Source organism: Arthrobacter sp. BI5, from assembly GCF_056680065.1.
Genome location: NZ_CM155264.1, coordinates 1,547,082 through 1,565,582, shown reverse-complemented (window position 1 = coordinate 1,565,582; position 18,501 = coordinate 1,547,082). Strand labels below are relative to the sequence as shown.

Annotated in this window: 14 protein-coding genes; 7 read left to right on the top strand and 7 right to left on the bottom strand. The window is 70.4% G+C overall.

What is annotated here, in order from left to right:
• Window positions 1-82 precede the first annotated feature (82 nt).
• Genes argB through argC form a run of 3 tightly spaced genes read right to left on the bottom strand, consistent with a single transcriptional unit; the run spans window position 83 to window position 3,246 of the window.
• Entirely contained in the window at window positions 83-1,015 is a 933-nt protein-coding gene (gene argB / locus AC1MED_RS07110) for an acetylglutamate kinase (protein ID WP_479786198.1), read from the bottom strand.
• A gap of 36 nt (window positions 1,016-1,051) precedes the next feature.
• Window positions 1,052-2,218, bottom strand: coding sequence for a bifunctional glutamate N-acetyltransferase/amino-acid acetyltransferase ArgJ (gene argJ, locus AC1MED_RS07105; protein WP_479786197.1), 1,167 nt, complete (start codon window positions 2,216-2,218; stop codon window positions 1,052-1,054).
• Complete coding sequence (gene argC, locus AC1MED_RS07100; RefSeq protein ID WP_479786196.1) at window positions 2,215-3,246, bottom strand: N-acetyl-gamma-glutamyl-phosphate reductase; 1,032 nt, start codon at window positions 3,244-3,246, stop codon at window positions 2,215-2,217. The genes argJ and argC overlap by 4 nt, the downstream gene beginning before the upstream one ends.
• Window positions 3,247-3,419: 173 nt before the next feature.
• On the opposite strand from argC, the gene AC1MED_RS07095 reads away from it, so the two are divergent.
• From AC1MED_RS07095 to AC1MED_RS07075, 5 genes are all read left to right on the top strand, one after another.
• Window positions 3,420-4,523, top strand: coding sequence for a fatty acid desaturase family protein (locus tag AC1MED_RS07095; RefSeq protein WP_346959812.1), 1,104 nt, complete (start codon window positions 3,420-3,422; stop codon window positions 4,521-4,523).
• Between the two features lie 28 nt (window positions 4,524-4,551).
• Complete coding sequence (locus AC1MED_RS07090) at window positions 4,552-5,397, top strand: SMP-30/gluconolactonase/LRE family protein (protein WP_479786195.1); 846 nt, start codon at window positions 4,552-4,554, stop codon at window positions 5,395-5,397.
• Between the two features lie 121 nt (window positions 5,398-5,518).
• Window positions 5,519-6,484: a quinone oxidoreductase family protein gene (locus tag AC1MED_RS07085; protein ID WP_479786194.1), complete on the top strand. Its 966-nt coding sequence runs from the start codon at window positions 5,519-5,521 to the stop codon at window positions 6,482-6,484.
• A 177-nt stretch (window positions 6,485-6,661) separates the two neighbouring features.
• Window positions 6,662-10,552, top strand: coding sequence for a Pls/PosA family non-ribosomal peptide synthetase (locus AC1MED_RS07080; protein ID WP_479786594.1), 3,891 nt, complete (start codon window positions 6,662-6,664; stop codon window positions 10,550-10,552).
• 66 nt (window positions 10,553-10,618) lie between these two features.
• The gene (locus tag AC1MED_RS07075; RefSeq protein WP_479786193.1) at window positions 10,619-11,992 is read left to right on the top strand and encodes a M1 family metallopeptidase; all 1,374 of its coding nucleotides are present in this window, start codon (window positions 10,619-10,621) and stop codon (window positions 11,990-11,992) included.
• On the opposite strand, the gene AC1MED_RS07070 is transcribed toward AC1MED_RS07075, so the two are convergent.
• Genes AC1MED_RS07070 through pheS form a run of 3 tightly spaced genes read right to left on the bottom strand, consistent with a single transcriptional unit; the run spans window position 11,895 to window position 16,366 of the window.
• Window positions 11,895-12,716, bottom strand: coding sequence for a 4'-phosphopantetheinyl transferase family protein (locus tag AC1MED_RS07070; protein ID WP_479786192.1), 822 nt, complete (start codon window positions 12,714-12,716; stop codon window positions 11,895-11,897). The genes AC1MED_RS07075 and AC1MED_RS07070 overlap by 98 nt on opposite strands.
• A gap of 42 nt (window positions 12,717-12,758) precedes the next feature.
• Window positions 12,759-15,302, bottom strand: a complete 2,544-nt coding sequence (gene pheT, locus AC1MED_RS07065; RefSeq protein WP_479786191.1) for a phenylalanine--tRNA ligase subunit beta — start codon at window positions 15,300-15,302, stop codon at window positions 12,759-12,761.
• A 2-nt stretch (window positions 15,303-15,304) separates the two neighbouring features.
• A complete protein-coding gene (pheS, locus tag AC1MED_RS07060; protein WP_346959750.1) occupies window positions 15,305-16,366 on the bottom strand; it encodes a phenylalanine--tRNA ligase subunit alpha in 1,062 nt (353 codons plus the stop codon).
• Between the two features lie 289 nt (window positions 16,367-16,655).
• Between pheS and AC1MED_RS07055 the strand changes: the two genes are divergently transcribed.
• Window positions 16,656-17,138 carry a hypothetical protein gene (locus AC1MED_RS07055; RefSeq protein WP_479786190.1) on the top strand — a complete coding sequence of 161 codons (483 nt, stop codon included), beginning with the start codon at window positions 16,656-16,658 and terminating at the stop codon, window positions 17,136-17,138.
• 1 nt (window position 17,139) lies between these two features.
• Entirely contained in the window at window positions 17,140-17,778 is a 639-nt protein-coding gene (locus tag AC1MED_RS07050) for an SIMPL domain-containing protein (protein WP_479786189.1), read from the top strand.
• 54 nt (window positions 17,779-17,832) lie between these two features.
• On the opposite strand, the gene pcp is transcribed toward AC1MED_RS07050, so the two are convergent.
• Window positions 17,833-18,474 carry a pyroglutamyl-peptidase I gene (gene pcp, locus AC1MED_RS07045; RefSeq protein ID WP_479786188.1) on the bottom strand — a complete coding sequence of 214 codons (642 nt, stop codon included), beginning with the start codon at window positions 18,472-18,474 and terminating at the stop codon, window positions 17,833-17,835.
• Window positions 18,475-18,501 lie beyond the last annotated feature (27 nt).

Here is an 18,501-nt window from a genome sequence, read left to right as displayed (position 1 = left end):
CCCGCTTCGCGGTGCCCGACCACACCCGGCCCCCCATCGCTGCTGCGGCCTTCAGCGGAATGGCTCAGTTCAGTGCTGCTCACTATGCGTTCACTTCCTCGTCAGGGACGACCTGGGTGCCGATGCCGGCGGTCGTGAAGGTTTCCAGCAGCATCGAGTGCGGCAGCCGGCCGTCCACGATGTGCGCGCGCTCGACGCCGTCGACAACCGCTTTCAGGCAGGCCGCCATCTTCGGGATCATGCCGGACTCCAGCCGCGGCAGCATGTCCCGCAGCTCCGACGCCGTCAGCGAGGAAATCAGCGATGACCGGTCCGGCCAGTTGGCGTAGAGGCCCTCGACATCGGTCAGGATGACCAGTTTGGAGGCCCCCAGGGCGGACGCAACTGCCGCTGCGGCGGTGTCCGCGTTGACGTTGAGCACCTGGCCGGTGGTGGATCCGTCGTCGTGGATTTCCGGCGCGACGGTCGAGATCACCGGGATCCGGCCGGCCGCCACGATGTCCAGGATGCCTTCCGGATTGACGCCCACAACTTCGCCCACCAGGCCCAGGTCCACCTCTTCACCGTCCACGACGGTGCCGGTGCGGACGGCGCGCAGCAGCCCGCCGTCTTCGCCGGACATCCCGACGGCGTAGGGGCCGTGCGAGTTGATCAGGCCGACGAGTTCGCGGCCCACCTGGCCGGTGAGGACCATGCGGACCACGTCCATGGCTTCGGGCGTGGTGACGCGCAGGCCGCCCTTGAACTCGGATTCGATGCCGAGCCGGCTGAGCATGGCGTTGATCTGCGGGCCGCCGCCGTGCACCACGACCGGGTGGATGCCGACGTGGTGCAGGAAGACGACGTCCTCGGCGAAGGCACGGCGGAGTTCGTCGTTGACCATGGCGTTGCCGCCGTACTTGATCACCATGGTGGTGCCGGCGAAGCGCTGGATCCAGGGCAGCGCCTCGATCAGCGTGCCGGCCTTGCTCTGCGCGTCGGCCATGGAAGTGGTCTCGCGGGTCTGGGTGCTCATGGTGTTCGTCTTTCTGTTCGTCCGTTAGCAGACGGCCTAGCTGGAGTAGGCGCTGTTTTCGTGGACGTACTCGTGCGTCAAGTCGTTGGTCCAGATCGTGGCCTCGGCGGCGCCCGCCTGCAGGTCGATCTCGACCAGGACCTCGCGCGGCTCCAGGTCCACGAGGCCGCGGTCCTCGCCGATGCTGCCGTTGCGGCAGATCTGCACGCCGTTCATCGAGACATTCAGCTGGTCCGGTTCGAAGGCCGCGTCGGTGGTGCCCACGGCGGAGAGCACACGGCCCCAGTTGGGGTCCTTGCCGAAGATAGCCGTCTTGAAAAGGTTGGAGCGGGCCACGGCCCGGCTGACCACTTCGGCGTCCTTCTCGCTCGCGGCGTTGAAGGTGCGGATGGCGATGTCGTGGCTGGCGCCCTCGGCGTCGCCGATCAGTTTGCGGGCCAGTTCCGCGCACACCTGGGTGAGGCCCTTGCCGAAGTCGACGGCGGACGGCACGGCGCCCGAGGCGCCGGAAGCGAGCAGCACCACGGTGTCGTTGGTGGACATGCAGCCGTCCGAATCGGCCCGGTCGAAGGTCACGCGGGTGGCGTCGCGGAGTGCGACGTCGAGCAGTTCGGGCTGGACCTCCGCGTCCGTGGTGAGGACCACGAGCATGGTGGCCAGGCCCGGGGCGAGCATGCCGGCGCCCTTGGCCATCCCGCCGATGGTGAACTCCTTGCCCTCGGCGTCAGTGCCCGTGAAGACCGCCTGCTTGGAGACCGAGTCGGTGGTCATGATTGCGGTGGCCGCTGCCGGGCCGCCGTCGGCGTCCAACGCCGCGGCCGCGGCGCCGATCGCCGGGACCAGCTTGTCCATCGGCAGCTGTTCGCCGATCAACCCGGTGGAGCAGACGAAGATGTCCGTCGCGGAGGCGCCGAGTGCTTCCGCGGTCTTTTCCGCGGTGGTGTGGGTGTTCTGGAAACCCTGCGGCCCGGTGCAGGCGTTGGCGCCGCCGGAGTTGAGGATCACGGCGTCCACGCGGCCGTCTTTGATGATCTCGCGGGACCAGTGCACCGGGGCTGCGGCCACCCGGTTGGAGGTGAAGACGGCGGCGGCTGCCTTGTTGGGCCCGTCGTTGACAACGAGGGCCAGGTCAGGGTTTCCGGAGGCCTTGAGGCCGGCCTTGACGCCGGCAGCCCGGAATCCCTGGGGTGCGGTGATGCTCACGGAGCGACTCCCTGCAGGTTGAGGCCGGCGGTTTCCGCCAGGCCGAGGGCAATGTTCATGGACTGCACGGCGCCGCCGGCGGTCCCCTTGGTGAGGTTGTCGATGGCACAGCTGACGATCACGCGGCCGGTGTGCCCGTCCAGGGCCAGCTGCATGACGGCGTGGTTGGAGCCCTGCACGGACTTGGTGGAGGGCCACTGGCCTTCCGGGAGCAGGTGGACGAACGGCTCCTCGTCGTAGGCCTCCGCCCAGGCTCGGCGCAGTTCTCCGGCAGTGACACCCGGACGGACTTTCGCGGTGGCCGTGGTGAGGATGCCGCGGCTCATCGGGGCCAGTGTGGGGGTGAAGGACACGGTGACCGGTGCGTTCAGGGCCTTGGACAGTCCCTGCTCGATCTCCGGGGTGTGCCGGTGTCCGCCGCCGACGCCGTACGGGCTCATCGAGCCCATCACTTCGGCGCCGATCAGGTTCACCTTCGCGGCCTTGCCGGCTCCGGAAGTACCGGAAGCGGAGACGATCACGACGTCGTCGGCCTGGAGCAGGTGGTTGCTGAAGCCCGGGGTGAGGGCCAGCAGGGCCGACGTCGGGTAGCAGCCGGGGACGGCGATCCGGGTGGCGCCGCGGAGGGCCTCGCGCTGGCCCGGGAGCTCGGGCAGGCCGTAGGGCCAGGTGCCGGCGTGCGGCGAGCCGTAGAACTTCTCCCAGGCCGCGGCGTCCTCCAGCCGGTGGTCCGCGCCGGCGTCGATCACGACCGTGCCGGCGGGCAGCTGCGCGGCGATCTCCGCGGATGCCCCGTGCGGCAGGGCGAGGAACACGACGTCGTGCCCGGCGAGGTTCTCCACGGTGGTGTCTTCAAGAATGCGTCCGGCCAGGCCATGGAGATGCGGCTGCAATTCGCCTAGTCTGGAACCGGCGTTGCTGTGGGCGGTGATGGCGCCGATGGTGACGTCAGGATGACCGGCCAGGAGCCTCAGTACCTCGCCGCCGGCGTAGCCGCTTGCGCCGGAGACGGCAACAGAAATAGTCATAGCACCGAGTATACAGCAAGACTATGCATAGAACCCGATATTTATGCATGCAGGTGGCCGTGTCCGGATGCTGCCGGCGGCGTCAGCGTATGCTGGATAGAGGGTGATCCAGACCGTGCCGCTGCAAATGCCAGCTGCAACGTTGCCCGTAACAGTTACGAGGCATGCGTTTCATGACCCCCACCACCACACTTTCCGCGGAAACGCCGGCGCGCCCGCAACCGCGCGTCCGTCAGCCCAACGCCGTCGTCCTGAGCTATTCGGAGCTGCTGAAGAGCGTCAAGGCAGCGGGCCTGCTGGAACGCCGCACCGGGTTCTACATCACGGTGTTCTCCGTCCTGGTCCTGCTGATGGCCGCCGCCTGGTTCGGTTTCGCGCTGATCGGTGACAGCTGGTTCCAGCTCCTGATCGCGGCCGCCATTGGCATCCTGTGCACGCAGCTGAGCTTCCTCGCCCACGAGGCCGGACACCGCCAGATCTTCGCCTCGCGCCGCGCCAACGACTGGGCCGCGCGGCTGCTCGCCACCTCCGTGGCCGGCATCAGCTACTCCTGGTGGGAGCAAAAGCACGGTGCGCACCACAACCACCCGAACGTGATCTCCAAGGACCCGGACATCGCCACCGGCGCGATTGCCTTCCACCCCGAGGGCGCCGCCACGCGGCAGGGGCGGTTCTCCTTCCTGACCCGCAAGCAGGGCTGGTTCTTTTTCCCGCTGCTGTTCCTGGTGGGCCTGGGCCTGCAGATCGATTCGGTCAAGTTCATCTTCCAGCGCGCCAAGGTCACACACCGCTGGGTGGAAATCCCGATCCTGGTGGTCCGCCTCAGCCTGCTTCCGGTGCTCGCCTTCACGTTCCTGCCCTGGGGCATGGCGCTGGCGTTCATCGGCGTCCAGCTCGCCGTCTTTGGTTTCTACATGGGCGCCTCGTTCGCGCCGAACCACAAGGGCATGCCCGTCCTGCCGGCGGACAGCCGGGTGGACTTCTTCAGCCGCCAGGTCCTAACCTCGCGGAACATCTCCGGCGGCCGCTTTATGGACATCCTGCTCGGCGGCCTCAACCGCCAGGCCGAGCACCACCTCTTCCCGGACATGGCCCGGCCCCAGCTGGACAAGGCCGCCGTGATCGTCCGCGAGTTCTGCGCCAAGCACCAGGTTCCCTACACGGAAACCACCCTGCTGCAGTCCTACGGCATCATCGTGCGCTACCTCAACGACGTCGGTCTCGCCGCGGGCCGCCACTTCGAATGCCCGATGGCCACCGTAACCCGGCGTTACTAGCGGCACTACCGACCCGGAGGCTGGCTTCATGCAGGCAGAACAGTGCACCGATCCCGTCGCGTACCACGGCGAAGGTCCGGTCTGGTCCCCTGCCTGGGGCGGTCTGCGCTGGGTGGACATGCTCGCCGGCGACATACTGTCCCTCACGGCATCCGGGTCCGTCACCCGCCGCCACGTCGGCACGATTGCCGCCGCCTTGCGGCCCCGTCAGGGCGGCGGCGCGGTGATCGGCGTCGAGCGCGGTTTTTGCCTTGAAGAGGCGGACGGGACGCTCACCCGGCTGGGTGATGTGTGGACCGACGCCGGCGTCCGGATGAATGAAGGTGCCTGCGACCCGGACGGCCGGTTCTACTGCGGTTCGATGGCCTACGACCAGCGCCCCGGCGCCGCCGCGCTGTACAGGCTCGACCCGGACCGCTCAGTTCACCAAGCAGTGCACGGCGTCAGCATTTCCAACGGATTGGACTGGAGCCCGGACGGTTCCCTCGCCTACTACAACGACACGGCAACCCACTCCGTCGCCGTTTTTGACTACGACCGCGACGCCGGCCTGACCGGGCGGCGCACCTTCCTTCGCCTGCCGGACGACGAGCAGCCCGACGGCCTCACGGTCGACGCAGAGGGCGGCGTCTGGGTGGCCGTCAACGGCGCAGGCGAGGTCCGGCGATATTCCCCCGAAGGCCGTCCCGACGGACTCGTGCAGGTGGCGGCGCGCCAGGTGACCGCCTGCACGTTCGGCGGGCCCGACCTGAACCAGCTGTACATCACGACCTCCCGCGAGAATCTTCAACCCGGGGACGACCCGCTGGCGGGATCCCTTTTCCGGGCCGACCTCGAGGTGGCCGGGCAGGCGGTCCGCGGGTTCGCCGGCTGAGTTCCTGCGGTGCAGATGGAGAGCAAGGTCTTCGATGCCGGCTCAAGGGTGCCTAGGATGGGTGGGGAATCCGGGCCAGGAATTCTCCTCCCCGGAGCGGAGACCTTTCAGAAGGAGACACATGACGCACGCAATTCTCGCCCGTCAGTCCGGCGGGCCCGAGGTCCTCGAACTCGCCGAAGTTGACCGGCCGGTCCCGGGTCCCGGCCAGCTGCTGATCAAGGTCGCCGCCGTCGGCGTGAACTTCATTGACACCTACAAGCGCAGCGGCGTCTACAAGGTGCAGTACCCGTTCACCCCGGGCTCGGAGGCCTCCGGAATTGTGGAAGAGCTCGGTGGCGGCGTGACCGGTTTCGCCGCCGGGGACCGCGTCGCCACCGCCGAGGGCGTCAACTGCTACGCCGGCTACGCCCTCGTGGACGCGGACAAGGCCCTGCCGGTGCCCCGCGGCGTCGACGACTTCACCGCGGCCGCGCTCCCCCTGCAGGGCATCACCGCGCACTACCTAATCAACTCTTCCTTCAAGGTGGAGCCGGGCCAGACCGTGCTGCTGCACGCCGGCGCCGGCGGGGTGGGCCTGCTGCTGATCCAGCTGCTCAAGGCCAGGGGCGCGCACGTCATCACCACCGTCTCCACCGACGAAAAAGAGGCGCTGGCCCGCGGCGCCGGCGCCGACCACGTGCTGCGCTACGACGGCTTCGCCGCGAAGGTGCGCGAACTGACCGACGGCGCGGGCGCGCACGTGGTGTACGACGGCGTCGGGAAGGACACCTTCGACGGTTCGCTGGCCGCGCTCCGGATCCGCGGCACCCTGGTGCTTTTCGGCGCCGCGTCCGGTCCGGTGCCGCCGTTCGATCCGCAGCGGCTCAACGCCGGCGGCTCGCTTTACCTGACCCGGCCGACCATCAACCACTTCCTCCGGGATGCACAGGAACGCCGCTGGCGCTCCGACGAACTCTTCGCCGCCGTGGCGGACGGCAGCCTGAAGGTCCGGATTGGGGCCCGCTACGACCTTGCCGACGCCGCCGCGGCCCACACCGACCTGGAGCAGCGCCGCACCACGGGCAAGGTCATCCTGGTCCCCTGATCCGCACGGGAGCGGCACCGGCGTCTTCCGTTCATCTGCCGCGAGGAGAATCACCCTGTGATTGAGCAGCAACCGCCGGCTGGCGGCGTTTCTTTGGGCGGCAGTGCGCCGGCAGGTTCCACCCCCGCGGCAGGTTCCGCGGCCGGTTCCGCCTCCGGTCCCGCCTATCAGCCGCAGCTGCCCGGCGCCTCCGCCGCGCCGCCGGAGCGGACACTGATCGAGGTCCTGCAGGACACCGCGGCCCGCTTCCCGGACGCCTCCGCTCTCGACGACGGCCACCAATCGCTCAGCTACGCCCAGCTGATGGACGAGGTCCGCGCCGCCGCCCGGAAGCTGCACCTGGCCGGGCTGGGAGCCGGGGACAAAATCGGCGTCCGGATCCCCTCGGGAACCAACGAACTGTACATCGCGATCCTGGCCGTGCTGCTGGTCGGGGCCGCCTACGTGCCGGTCGACGCGGATGACCCGGACGAGCGGGCCAAACTGGTGTTCAGCGAGGCCCGGGTTTCCGGGATCCTGCGCGCGGGCGGCACCATCGTCACGGATTCCGGCAGGCCCCGGCCCTTCCCGGCCGCCAGGCCGCCGGTCCCCGGCGACGACGCCTGGGTCATCTTCACCTCCGGCTCCACCGGCACGCCCAAGGGCGTCGCGGTACGGCACAGCTCGGCCGCAGCCTTCGTCGACGCCGAGGCGCGGATCTTCCTCCAGGCCGAGCCCGTCGGTCCGCAGGACCGCGTGCTGGCCGGACTCTCGGTCGCCTTCGACGCGTCCTGCGAGGAAATGTGGCTGGCCTGGCGGCACGGGGCGTGCCTGGTCCCGGCGCCCCGTGCCCTGGTCCGGACCGGCATGGACCTGGGGCCCTGGCTCATCAACCACGGCATCACGGTGGTCTCCACGGTGCCCACCCTCGCCGCGCTGTGGCCCGTCGAGTCGCTGGAAAGCGTCCGGCTGCTCATCTTCGGCGGCGAGGCCTGCCCGCCCGAACTGGCCGAACGCCTCGCCGTCGACGGACGCGAAGTCTGGAACACCTACGGCCCCACCGAGGCCACCGTCGTGGCCTGCGCGGCGCGGCTGGGCGGCGCGGGACCGGTCCGGATCGGACTGCCGCTGGACGGCTGGGACCTCGCCGTCGTGGACTCCGACGGCGTGCCGGTCGCCGAGGGCGGAATCGGGGAACTGATCATCGGCGGGGTCGGGCTCGCCCGCTACCTCGATCCGGCCAAGGACGCGGAAAAGTACGCTCCGCTGCCGGCGCTGGGCTGGCAGCGCGCCTACCGCTCCGGGGACCTGGTCCGCTACGAGCGGGCCGGCCTGCTCTTTGTCGGCCGCGCTGACGAACAGGTCAAACTGGGTGGGCGCCGGATCGAACTCGGCGAAATCGACGCCGCCCTCCAGTCGCTGCCCGACGTCGCCGGGGCGGCGGCAGCGGTGCGGACGACGGCGGCCGGGAACCAGGTGCTGGTTGGCTACCTCGCGCCGGCCGACGGCAGGACGCTGGACCTGGCGGCGGCGCGGGCCTTGCTCGCTTCGAGCCTGCCCGCGCCGCTGATTCCGCTGCTGACCGTGGTGGACGCCCTGCCGACGAAGACCAGCGGCAAGGTGGACCGGCACGCACTGCCGTGGCCGCTGGCCGGGGCGGCCGCCGCCGATGCCGCGGCGGCGCCGTTGAACCTGCCCGATGATGCCCGCTGGATCGTGGAACAGTGGAGTGCGGTGCTCGGCGGCACCGTGGCGGACCTCGACGCCGACTTCTTTGCCTTCGGCGGCGGCTCGCTGGCCGCGGCCCAGCTGGTCTCCGCCCTGCGGGTCCGCTACCCCACGATCACGGTGGCGGACATCTATGCCACGCCCCGGATCGGGGCCTTGATCGATACGGCGCGCCAGTCGCTGCCGGACGGCGCGGCCCCCGCGGCCGGCGAGCGTTCCGTGCGCCCCACCTCCCGCCGGGCCCAGTGGGTGCAGACGCTGCTGGGCGTCCCGCTGCACATCCTCGTCGGGATGCGCTGGCTGACCTACCTGATGGCGGCGAACAACGTGCTCGCCTCCCTCGCGGGTTTCAGCGCGGCACCAACGCTGTCCTGGTGGTGGGTGGGGGCGTCCTGGCTGGTGTTCGTCAGCCCGGCCGGCCGGATGGCGATCTCCGTGGCCGCTGCGCGGTTCCTGCTGCGCAACGTGGGGCCGGGAAGCTATCCGCGCTCCGGCCGGGTGCATCTGCGGCTGTGGCTGGCCGAGCAGATCCAGGATCTGGCCGGTGCCGTCAGCCTCGCCAGTGCCCCCTGGGTGCCGTACTACGCCAGGGCCCTGGGCGCCAGGATCGGCCACAACGTCCAACTCCACTCGCTGCCGCCGGTCACCGGGCTGCTCTCGCTCGGCAACGGCTGCAACATCGAACCTGAGGTGGATCTTTCCGGCTGGTGGATCGATGGCGACGCCGTCCACATCGGCGCCATCCACATCGGCGCCGGGGCCGTCGTCGGCGCCCGCAGCACACTCATGCCCGGGGCCAGCATCGGCGCCGGCGCGCAGGTGGAACCGGGCTCCGCCGTGCTCGGACGGGTCAAAGCCGGCCATCTGGTGGCCGGTTCCCCGGCCGAACGGCGGGGGAAGGCCAAACACGGCTGGCCGGACACCCCGCCGGAGCACCACCTGATTGGCCGGTTGTGGTTTGCCGGTTTCGCCTCGGCCTCGGCCGTCCTGGCCCTGATCCCCTACCTGTCCGCCGCGGCGGCGGCCCTGGTGATCTTCCTCTTCATCCAGGGACACGACTCACTGCTCGACGCCCTGCCGCAGCTGGCCGCCGCGCTCCCGCTGGCAGCGCTCGCGTGGTTCGGCACCAACCTGCTGCTCATCCTCGGCACCACGCGTTTGCTCGGCCTAGGGCTGCGCGCCGGCTACTACCGGGTGCGCAGCCGGATCGGCTGGCAGGTCTGGGCCACCGAGCGGGTCCTCGACATGGCCCGCGACCTGCTTTTCCCGGTCTACGCCAGCCTCTTCACCCCCGTCTGGCTGCGCCTGCTCGGCGCCCGGATCGGCCGGAACGTGGAGGCGTCCACGGTGCTGCTGATCCCGAAAATGACGACCGTGGGCGAGGGCGCCTTCCTGGCCGACGACACCATGATCGCCTCCTACGAACTCGGCGGCGGCTGGATGCGGATCGCGCCGGCCAAGGTGGGCAAGCGCTCCTTCCTGGGCAACTCCGGCATGACCGCCGCGGGCCGGAGTGTGCCCAAGAACTCCCTGGTGGCCGTGCTGTCCGCGACCCCCGCCAAGGCGAAGGCGGGTACCTCCTGGCTGGGCAGCCCGCCGGTGCGGCTGCGCCGGACCGCCATCGCCTCCGATGACAGCCGGACCTTCCAGCCGCCGCTGCGGCTCAAGCTGGCCCGGGCGCTGTGGGAGCTTTGCCGCTTCGTGCCGGTGGTGCTGACCGTGGCCGTAGCCGCCGGCGTGCTGGTGGCGCTCGACTGGCTGGCAGGCAGCTTCAGCTACGCGGTGGCGGCCCTGGCGTGCGGCGTCGTGGTCCTGCTGGCCGGGGCGGTCGCCGCCGGCAGCGCCGTCGTCGCGAAGTGGTTGCTGGTGGGACGCATCCGCCCGGGTGAGCACCCGCTCTGGAGCTCCTTCATCTGGCGGAACGAGGTGGTGGACACCTTCATCGAAATGGTCAGCGCCCCCTGGTTCGCGCGCGCGGCGTCCGGCACCCCGGCCCTCGTCTGGTGGCTGCGCGCCCTGGGGGCCAGGATCGGGGCCGGAACCTGGTGCGAAAGCTACTGGCTGCCGGAGGCGGACCTCGTTACCCTGGGCCGCAGCGCCACGGTCAACCGCGGCTGCGTGGTCCAGACCCATCTGTTCCACGACCGGGTGATGAGCATCGACACTGTTACGCTCGAGGACGGGGCCACGATGGGCCCGCACGGGGTCATCCTGCCGCGGGCCCGGATCGGCAACGGGGGCACGGTGGGGCCGGCATCACTCGTGATGAGGGGTGAAACCGTTCCCGCCGCGACGTACTGGATGGGAAATCCGGTCAGCCCGTGGGGCGGCCCGGATGTTCCCGCGCCCAAGCCGAAGTAGTCCCGCACCGTCCGTGTACCGTCCGGAAGGCGCCCCACGCCGACCGCAACCACCGAAGGCCATCCCATGACTCCCACCGCACCAGCCGCCGGGAAATTTCCCGCTGAGCTGCCTGCCGAAGCGCCCGCGGCTGCCCCGGATCCCTACATGCCCGGCCACGGCACCGACGTCTACCGCGTCACCCGCTACGAGCTGGAGCTCGACTACCGGATCAACAGCAACCACTTGAGCGGACGGGCCACACTGCACGCGGTCGCCCGGCGGCAGAGTTCCGCCATTGTCCTGGACCTGACCGGGCTGCGGGCCACCAAGGTGCTGATGCCCGGGAAGAAAGTGCGCAAATTCAACCAGCGGGCGGAGCGGCTGGTGGTTGTCCCGGACACGGCTCTGCTGCCCGGCGACGAGTTCACCCTGGACATCCGCTACGAAGGCAATCCGGCTCCCCGCCGCGGGCTCTGGGGCGAGGTGGGCTGGGAGGAGCTGAGCGACGGCGTCCTGGTCGCCGGGCAGCCCAACGGTGCGGCATCGTGGTTCCCCTGCAACGACCATCCGCGGGACAAGGCCAGCTACCGCATTGCGGTCACCACGGACGCCAACTACCGGGCTGTCTGCAACGGTGTACTGGTCTCGCACCAGGCCCGCTCCAGCCGCGAAACCTGGGTCTACGAGCAGGCCGAGCCGATGGCCAGCTACCTCGCCACGGTCCAGATCGGCCGGTACGAGCTGCTGCAGCTCAATCCGGACCGGGCGCCCGGCGACGTCGCCCAGACCGCCGCGGTTCCGGCCGAGCTGGCAGCCGAGGCCCGGGCCGGGCTCGCCCGCCAGCCGGAGATGATGCGCGCCTTCACCAGCTGCTTCGGGGCCTACCCGTTCGACGATTACACCGTGGTGGTGACGGAGGACGCCCTGGAGATCCCGCTGGAGGCCCAGTCCCTGTCCATTTTCGGCCGCAACCACCTGGCGCATGACTGGGAATCGCAGCGGCTGATCGCGCACGAACTGTCCCACCAGTGGTTCGGTAATTCGCTGACGGCAGCGTCGTGGAAGGACATCTGGCTGCACGAGGGCTTCGCCTGCTACGCGGAGTGGATCTGGTCCGAGGAGGCCGGCATCATGAGTGTGGCCGACCGCGCCCGGGCGGCCTGGCGGATGCTCAACCGCGCGGGCCAGGACCTGCTGGTCGGTGACCCGGGACCGGAATTGATGTTCGATGACCGGGTCTACAAACGCGGCGCCCTGGCCCTGCACGCCGTCCGCGTGCACTGCGGCGATCTCGCGTTCTTCGCCCTCCTGCATGACTGGACCGGCAGCCACCGGCACGGCTCCGTCACCACGGAGGACTTCATCCTGGCAGCGGCCCGGGTGACCGGGACCGACGCCGACGCCGTGCTGCACCCCTGGCTCTACGAAGAGGCGCTGCCGCCGCTGCCAGCCGGCTGACCGCCTGTGAAGTTGGCCCGGAAACCCCGCTGGCCCCCTCCGGGAGCCCGGCCAGGGCGACGGCGGCAGCGAACTGCGCGGGCAGTCCGGATTCATCCGGTGCCAGATCCCGGACGCCGGGCCGGTGCAGCACGTCCACGCTGGCCGGCGCGGTGCGCAGTCCGGTACCGCACAGCTTGAACCAGGCCTCCTTGCGGGCCCAGAGCCGGGCCCGTCCTGTCAGCAGCGCGCCGCCGGAGAGCCCGCGCAGACTGTCTCGCTCCGCCGGGCCCAGCGCAATGTCGTCAAAGCCGTCAAAATCGGCACCCGCCGGGTCCTGGACGTCGACGCCGAGGCTGAGTCCCGGTTCGGGATCACGCACGGCTGCCAGCAGCACCCAGCCCGCGCTGCGGGACAGGCTGAGCAGCAGCGGCACCGGCACACCGTCCAGCGTGTAGCCGGGCCGGCCGTGCGGGCCGCCGGGACCGCACTGCGGGCAGTCGTAGGCGGCGGTGAGCTCCGACGCCGGCACGCCCAGCAGTTCCGCCGCGAAGCGCCGCTGGGCCAGCCGGCCGGCCAGGAAGTCCTCCCGGGGTCCGGGTTGCAGGCTCTGGGCGCGCCCGAGTTCGACGTCGTCCAGCAGCTCACGGGCGGCGCCCAAGGTCGCGGCGGCGCCAGGGGTCCCGTTGGGTGCGCCGGGGAGGCGAAAGGGCGGGACCGACCGCACTATTAGCTGCGATGCCATGGTCCCGCCCTCCTGTATTTCCTTCCGGGGCCTTCCTGGACGCTAGCGCTGCACGGCGCCGAAACGCTCGTGGGCGGCGGCGACCGCGCTGTCGCGGGCGGCCGAGGCCTCATCCGCGGTCAGCGTCCGGTCATCGGCGCGGAAGCGCAGGTTGAACGCGAGCGACTTCTTGCCGTCCTCGATGCCCTTGCCGGCGTAGACGTCGAACAGGGACACCTCCTCGAGGAGCTCCCCCGCACCGTCGCGCAGCGCACCCAGCACCGCGTCCGCCGGAACATCGGCCGCCACCACGAGGGCAACGTCCTGGGTTGCCACGGGGTAGCTGGAGATGCTCCGGGCAACGATCACGTCGGCGGCGGCGTCGAAGAGGGCATCGGCGTTCAGTTCCAGCGCCACCGAACGGGCGGGCATGTCATGCGCCGCGAGCAGCTTCGGGTGCAGTTCGCCCGCGTGGCCCACGACCTCGCCGGTGCGCAGCGCCAGCTGGGCGGCCCGGCCCGGATGGAACGCCTGGTGCTGGCCCTGGCTGACCACGAGCTCGACGCCGAGGACGTCGCCGGCGAGCCGGGCGATGTCCAGCGCGTCGGCCCAGTCCCAGGGGCGCGGCGCGTGCGCCGGTGCGGCCGGGGAATCATGGCCGGTCAGCACGGCGGCGAGGTGCAGCGGCTGGTCCGGGACGCCGTCGTACAGGCCGTCCAGCACCTCATCGGAGGGCTTGGCGCCCAGCGGCGGAATCGAGGCGGTGCCCAGCGTGTCGCCGGGCAGGAAGACCAGCCCGGACTCGAAGAGCGCGAGGTCGCGGAAGCCGCGGGAGTGGTTGCGCTTGGCGACCTCGATCAGCCCCGGCAGGATGGAGGTCCGCAGGTAGCCGTGTTCTTCGCTGATCGGGTTGGCCAGCTTGAGCGCCGTCCGTTCCGCGCCGGCCGCGGGGACCCCGAAGGTGTCGTTGGCGGCCTTGGAGACGAACGGGTACGCCATCACCTCGGTCAGGCCGGCGTCGGCCAGGGCCTGCACGAGCCGGCGGCGCTGCTGCTGGACGCGGGTCAGCCCGCGGCCCGGGGGCGCCACGGGCAGGGTCGCGGGGATCTTGTCGTACCCGACCAGCCGGGCGATTTCCTCGGTGAGGTCTTCCTTCGTTTCCAGGTCGTTGCGCCAGCTCGGGGCCGTGACACTGTAGCCGGTGCCGGTCTTTTCGACGGCGGCGCCGAGGTCCTGCAGCGAGGTCAGGATCTGTTCCTCGGTGAAGTCGATGCCGATCCGCTCGGCGGCGAAGACGGCGGGCAGCTGCACGGTTACCGGCGCCGGCGCGGTGCCGACGTCGGTGCCCTCGGCGGCGGCGGTGCCGCCGGCGAGTTCAACGAGGAGGTCGACGGCGCGCTGGGCGGCCACGTGGGCAACGTGCCAGTCCACGCCGCGCTCGAAGCGCTTGGACGCCTCGGAGGGCAGCTTGTGGCGGCGGCGCGAACGGGCAATCGAGACTTCCTCGAAGTGCGCCGCCTCGATCAGGATGGTCGACGTCGCGTCGCTGACTTCGGTGGCGGCGCCGCCCATCACACCGGCGACGCCGATCGGGCCGGAGCCGTCGGTGATCAGGAGGTCCTCGGCGTCGAGCGCGCGGTCCTTCCCGTCCAGGGTCTTGAGCTTTTCACCGGCGACGGCGCGGCGGACCACGATCCCGCCGGTGAGCTTGTCCTGGTCGTAGAAGTGCAGCGGCTGGCCGAGTTCCAGCATGACGTAGTTGGAGATGTCCACCGGCAGCGAGATGGAGCGGATGCCGGCGAGCCGGAGCCGGGCGGACATCCACGGCGGGGTGGGGCGGGTGGCGTCCACGCCGTGTACGGTGCGGGCCACGAAGCGGTCGCAGCCCGGCTTGCCGTAGATCGGCGCGTCGTCGTTGAGCTTGACCGGGTAGCCGCCGGCCAGCGCGTCGGGGGCTTGGACCTTGGACGCCGGGTCGGTGAAGGGCGTGCCGGTGGCGTGCGCGTATTCGCGGGCCACGCCGCGGATCGAGAAGCAGTAGCTGCGGTCCGGGGTGACGTTGATTTCCGCGGCCTGGTCGTAAAGGCCCAGCAGTTCCATGGCGTCGGTGCCGATTTCCGGGTCGAGGCCGATCCGGGACAGCACCAGGATGCCGTCGTGGTCCTCGCCGATGCCAAGTTCGCGGACGGAGGCGATCATGCCGGCGGACAGGTGCCCGTAAGTCTTGCGGGCGGAGATCCGGAAGTCGCCGGGCAGCACGGCGCCGGGAAGCGTGACCACCACCTTGTCGCCTTCCACGAAGTTGTGCGCGCCGCAGATGATGCCCTGCACACCGGAGGGGTCGATGCCGTCGCCGGTGAGGGTCTGTTGCCGGCCTTCGGGGACCACCCGGACCTGGCACCAGTTGATGGTCTTGCCGTTGGACTGCGGTTCCTTGACCAGGCTCAGGACCTGGCCCACCACGATCGGGCCCTGGAGCGCGTCGGTGGGGCGGTGGACCGCTTCCTCTTCGAGGCCGACCTTGACCAGTTCGGCCATCACGTCTTCGGCCGTTGCTCCGGCCGGTACCGCTGCGAATTCACGCAGCCAGGAAAGTGGGATACGCACTGTTAGATCTCCATCCCGAAGTGCTCGCTGAAACGTACATCGCCTTCGATCATGTCGCGCATGTCGCCGACCTCATTGCGGAACATGAGGGTGCGTTCAATGCCCATGCCGAAGGCAAAACCTGAATAGACGTCCGGATCGATGCCGGCGGCGCGGAGCACGTTGGGGTTGACCATGCCGCAGCCGCCCCACTCGATCCAGCTCGGGCCGCCCTTGGCTCCCGGGTGCCAGATGTCCAGCTCCGCGGACGGCTCGGTGAACGGGAAGTAGTTGGGGCGCAACCGGATCTGGGCCTCTTCGCCGAACATCTGGCGGGCGAAGTGCTCCAGGGTGCCGCGCAGGTCCGCCATGGACAGGCCCTTGTCGATGGCGAGGCCTTCGAACTGGTGGAAGACCGGGGTGTGCGTGGCGTCCAGCTCGTCGGTGCGGAACACCTTGCCCGGGCACAGCACGTAGATCGGCACCTCGCGTTCCAGCATGGAGCGGACCTGCACCGGGGAGGTGTGGGTGCGCATCAGCAGGTGGGCCTCGGGCGGCTCCACGAAGAAGGTGTCCTGCATTTCACGGGCCGGGTGATCCGGTTTGAAGTTCAGCGCATCGAAGTTGAACCACTCCGACTCGACCTCGGGGCCCTCGGCGATTTCCCAGCCCATGCCGACGAAGATGTCCGCGACGCGGTCCTGCAGCGTGGACAGCGGGTGGCGGGCACCGGCACGACGGCGGCGCGGGGCGGCCGTGACGTCGACGGTCTCCTCGACCAGGATGCGCGCGTCGTTCTCCGCTTCGAGCTCGGCGGTGCGGTCCGCGAGCGCCTTGTTGACCCGGCCGCGGGATGCGCCCATGAGCTTTCCGGCGGCGGCCTTCTGGTCCTTGGGCAGCGCGCCGATTTCACGGTTGGCCAGGCTGAGCGCGGATTTTTCCCCGGTGTGGGCCAGCCGCACGGCCTTGAGTTCATCGAGCGTCGACGCGGCGGCAATGGCGGCGACGGCCTGGTCTACGGCGGCGGTGATGGCGGCTTCATCCAGAGGGTTCGGGACGGCGGCGCCCGGCAAAGTTTCAGTCATCTACTGTTCTTAGCTACGAGTCGGGTCATGCCAACGCACGCAGGGCCTCCAACGGGTGCAGGGACCGGCGCGTTGACAAAGGGCAGGGCTCGCCAAAATGGCTCCGGCGGGCACTCCCGTCCAGTCTAGTTGAACCCGTCCGGCCGCCCGAACGTGACGGACGGGGCCGGTGCCGGGCAGGGCCGGTGCCGGGCGGTGCCGGGCAGGGCCGGTGCCGGGCGGTGCCGGGCAGGGCCGGTGCCGGGCGGGGCCGGTGCCGGGCGGCACGGCTCACCGCTAGCATGGCCTCATGACGTCCGGACAGCGGCTGCGGCAACTCGCCAACGTAGTGAATGCCTCAACCCCGCTGGGGTTGCTGTTGGCTGTCTGTGCCCGGGCCAGGATCCGACGCGGCCCCCGGGGCCTGATCCTCGCCACCGGCTACCGCTGGCGCCTGCCGTGGGCCGCGGCATTCACCGTAGGCAACGTGGTGCTGTTCCGCGCCGGTCCGGCGGAGGCCCTGGGCAACCCGGTACTGCTGGGGCACGAGGAGCGGCACAGCACGCAGTACGCCTGGTGCCTGGGTGTGCCGTTCCTGCCGCTGTACTTCCTGGCAGCCGGCTGGTCCCAGTGGCGCACGGGCAACCCCGGATCGGCCAATCCCTTTGAACGCCACGCCGGGCTCCAGGCCGGCGGCTACCCGCCGGCCCGCGCCAAGACCGTTACCCGGCCCCTTCCCGGGAACTCCCCATCCAAAACGGCAGGCACGGCCCCCAACCGGAACGAGGCATGACATGACGGAACATCCCAGGTCGATCGCGGTCAGCGGATCCGGAACCGCCGAAGCGGCGCCGGACCTGCTGACACTCAGCATCGGCGTCGAATGCCGGCGCGCCGGCGTGGAGGCGGCGTACGGGGATGCTGCCCGCGCCTCGTCCGCGGTCACGGAGGTGCTGCGCGGGCACGGCGTGGCGAACGCGGACATCACCACCTCAGGGCTGAACATCCGGGCGGAGGTCAGCTGGCAGGAGGGCCGCGGGCAACTTGTCTCCGGTTATCTGGCGTCCAGCACGCTGCGGGTCCGGCTCCGTGACCTGGCCGCGTCCTCCGGCCTGATCGCCGCCGCGGTCGCGGCCGGCGGGGACGATGTGCGCCTCAACGGCCTGGAGCTGGGCTTCGCGGACCCCGCCGCGGTCGAGGCCGCCGCCCGGGAGGCGGCATGGAACGATGCCCGCGGCACGGCCGAGCACTTCGCCTCACTGGCCGGCGCCCGGCTGGGCAAGACCCTCTCGGTCACCCGGCGGCCGGGATCCGCCGCGCCCATCCCGCTGGCCGGCATGCAGCGCGTGGCGGCGTCCGAGCCGCTGACCGTCGAAGCCGGCAGCTCCAGCGTCAGCGCGGACGTGGACGTGGTCTGGGAACTGCTCGACTGACCCTGCCTGCGCGGGGCCTCGCGACCATGGTCCGGGCGTACGTCGTGGCAGTCGCTAGTGCGTGGCGCCGGCGGCGAGCTTGAGGTCCGCCGTCGTCGCCTGCGCGGTCCGGACGACGACGGCGAGCGCTTCCGTCATCTGTTCCAGCGGCAGCGAGGCGAGCCCGCTTCCCGTCGGAACCTGGTCCGGCCCGTACGGGACGTGGACAAAGCCGCCCCGCACCCCGGGACTGTCCCGCAAGGCGTGCATCAGGCCGTAGAAGACGTGGTTGCACACGTAGGTCCCGGCCGTCTGGGACACTTCGACGGGGATCCCGGCAGCTCCCAGCGCCGCCAGTGCCGCCTTGACCGGCAAGGTGCTGAAATAGGCGGCCGGAGCGCCGGGAACCACGGGCTCATCAACAGGGGTGTTGCCGGCATTGTCCGGAATCCGCGCGTCATCGCAGTTGATGGCAATCCGCTCCAGCGAGACAGCACTCCTGCCGCCGGCCTGGCCCGCACAGACCACCAGCTCCGGGCGGTGCTCTGCCAGCGCCGCACGCAGCACCCGGATGGCGTCGCCAAAGACGCAGGGCAACTCAACGGCGGCCACTTCGTGCCCCTCCGCCGTCAGCACGGCCGCGGCCCCGCGCGCCGCGGTCCAGGACGGATTGGTGCTTTCGCCGCCAAACGGTTCGAAGCCGGTCAGGAGAATCATGGGCCCAGCCTAGCAACGCCGCTTTTC

Bases quoted from the DNA above. Each gene is read 5' to 3' on its own strand.
- argB (WP_479786198.1), bottom strand. From the start codon at position 1,015: ATGAGCACCCAGACCCGCGAGACCACTTCCATGGCCGACGCGCAGAGC.
- argC (WP_479786196.1), bottom strand. From the start codon at position 3,246: ATGACTATTTCTGTTGCCGTCTCCGGCGCAAGCGGCTACGCCGGCGGC.
- AC1MED_RS07095 (WP_346959812.1), top strand. From the start codon at position 3,420: ATGACCCCCACCACCACACTTTCCGCGGAAACGCCGGCGCGCCCGCAA.
- AC1MED_RS07090 (WP_479786195.1), top strand. From the start codon at position 4,552: ATGCAGGCAGAACAGTGCACCGATCCCGTCGCGTACCACGGCGAAGGT.
- AC1MED_RS07085 (WP_479786194.1), top strand. From the start codon at position 5,519: ATGACGCACGCAATTCTCGCCCGTCAGTCCGGCGGGCCCGAGGTCCTC.
- AC1MED_RS07075 (WP_479786193.1), top strand. From the start codon at position 10,619: ATGACTCCCACCGCACCAGCCGCCGGGAAATTTCCCGCTGAGCTGCCT.
- AC1MED_RS07070 (WP_479786192.1), bottom strand. From the start codon at position 12,716: ATGGCATCGCAGCTAATAGTGCGGTCGGTCCCGCCCTTTCGCCTCCCC.
- pheS (WP_346959750.1), bottom strand. From the start codon at position 16,366: ATGACTGAAACTTTGCCGGGCGCCGCCGTCCCGAACCCTCTGGATGAA.
- AC1MED_RS07055 (WP_479786190.1), top strand. From the start codon at position 16,656: ATGACGTCCGGACAGCGGCTGCGGCAACTCGCCAACGTAGTGAATGCC.
- AC1MED_RS07050 (WP_479786189.1), top strand. From the start codon at position 17,140: ATGACGGAACATCCCAGGTCGATCGCGGTCAGCGGATCCGGAACCGCC.
- pcp (WP_479786188.1), bottom strand. From the start codon at position 18,474: ATGATTCTCCTGACCGGCTTCGAACCGTTTGGCGGCGAAAGCACCAAT.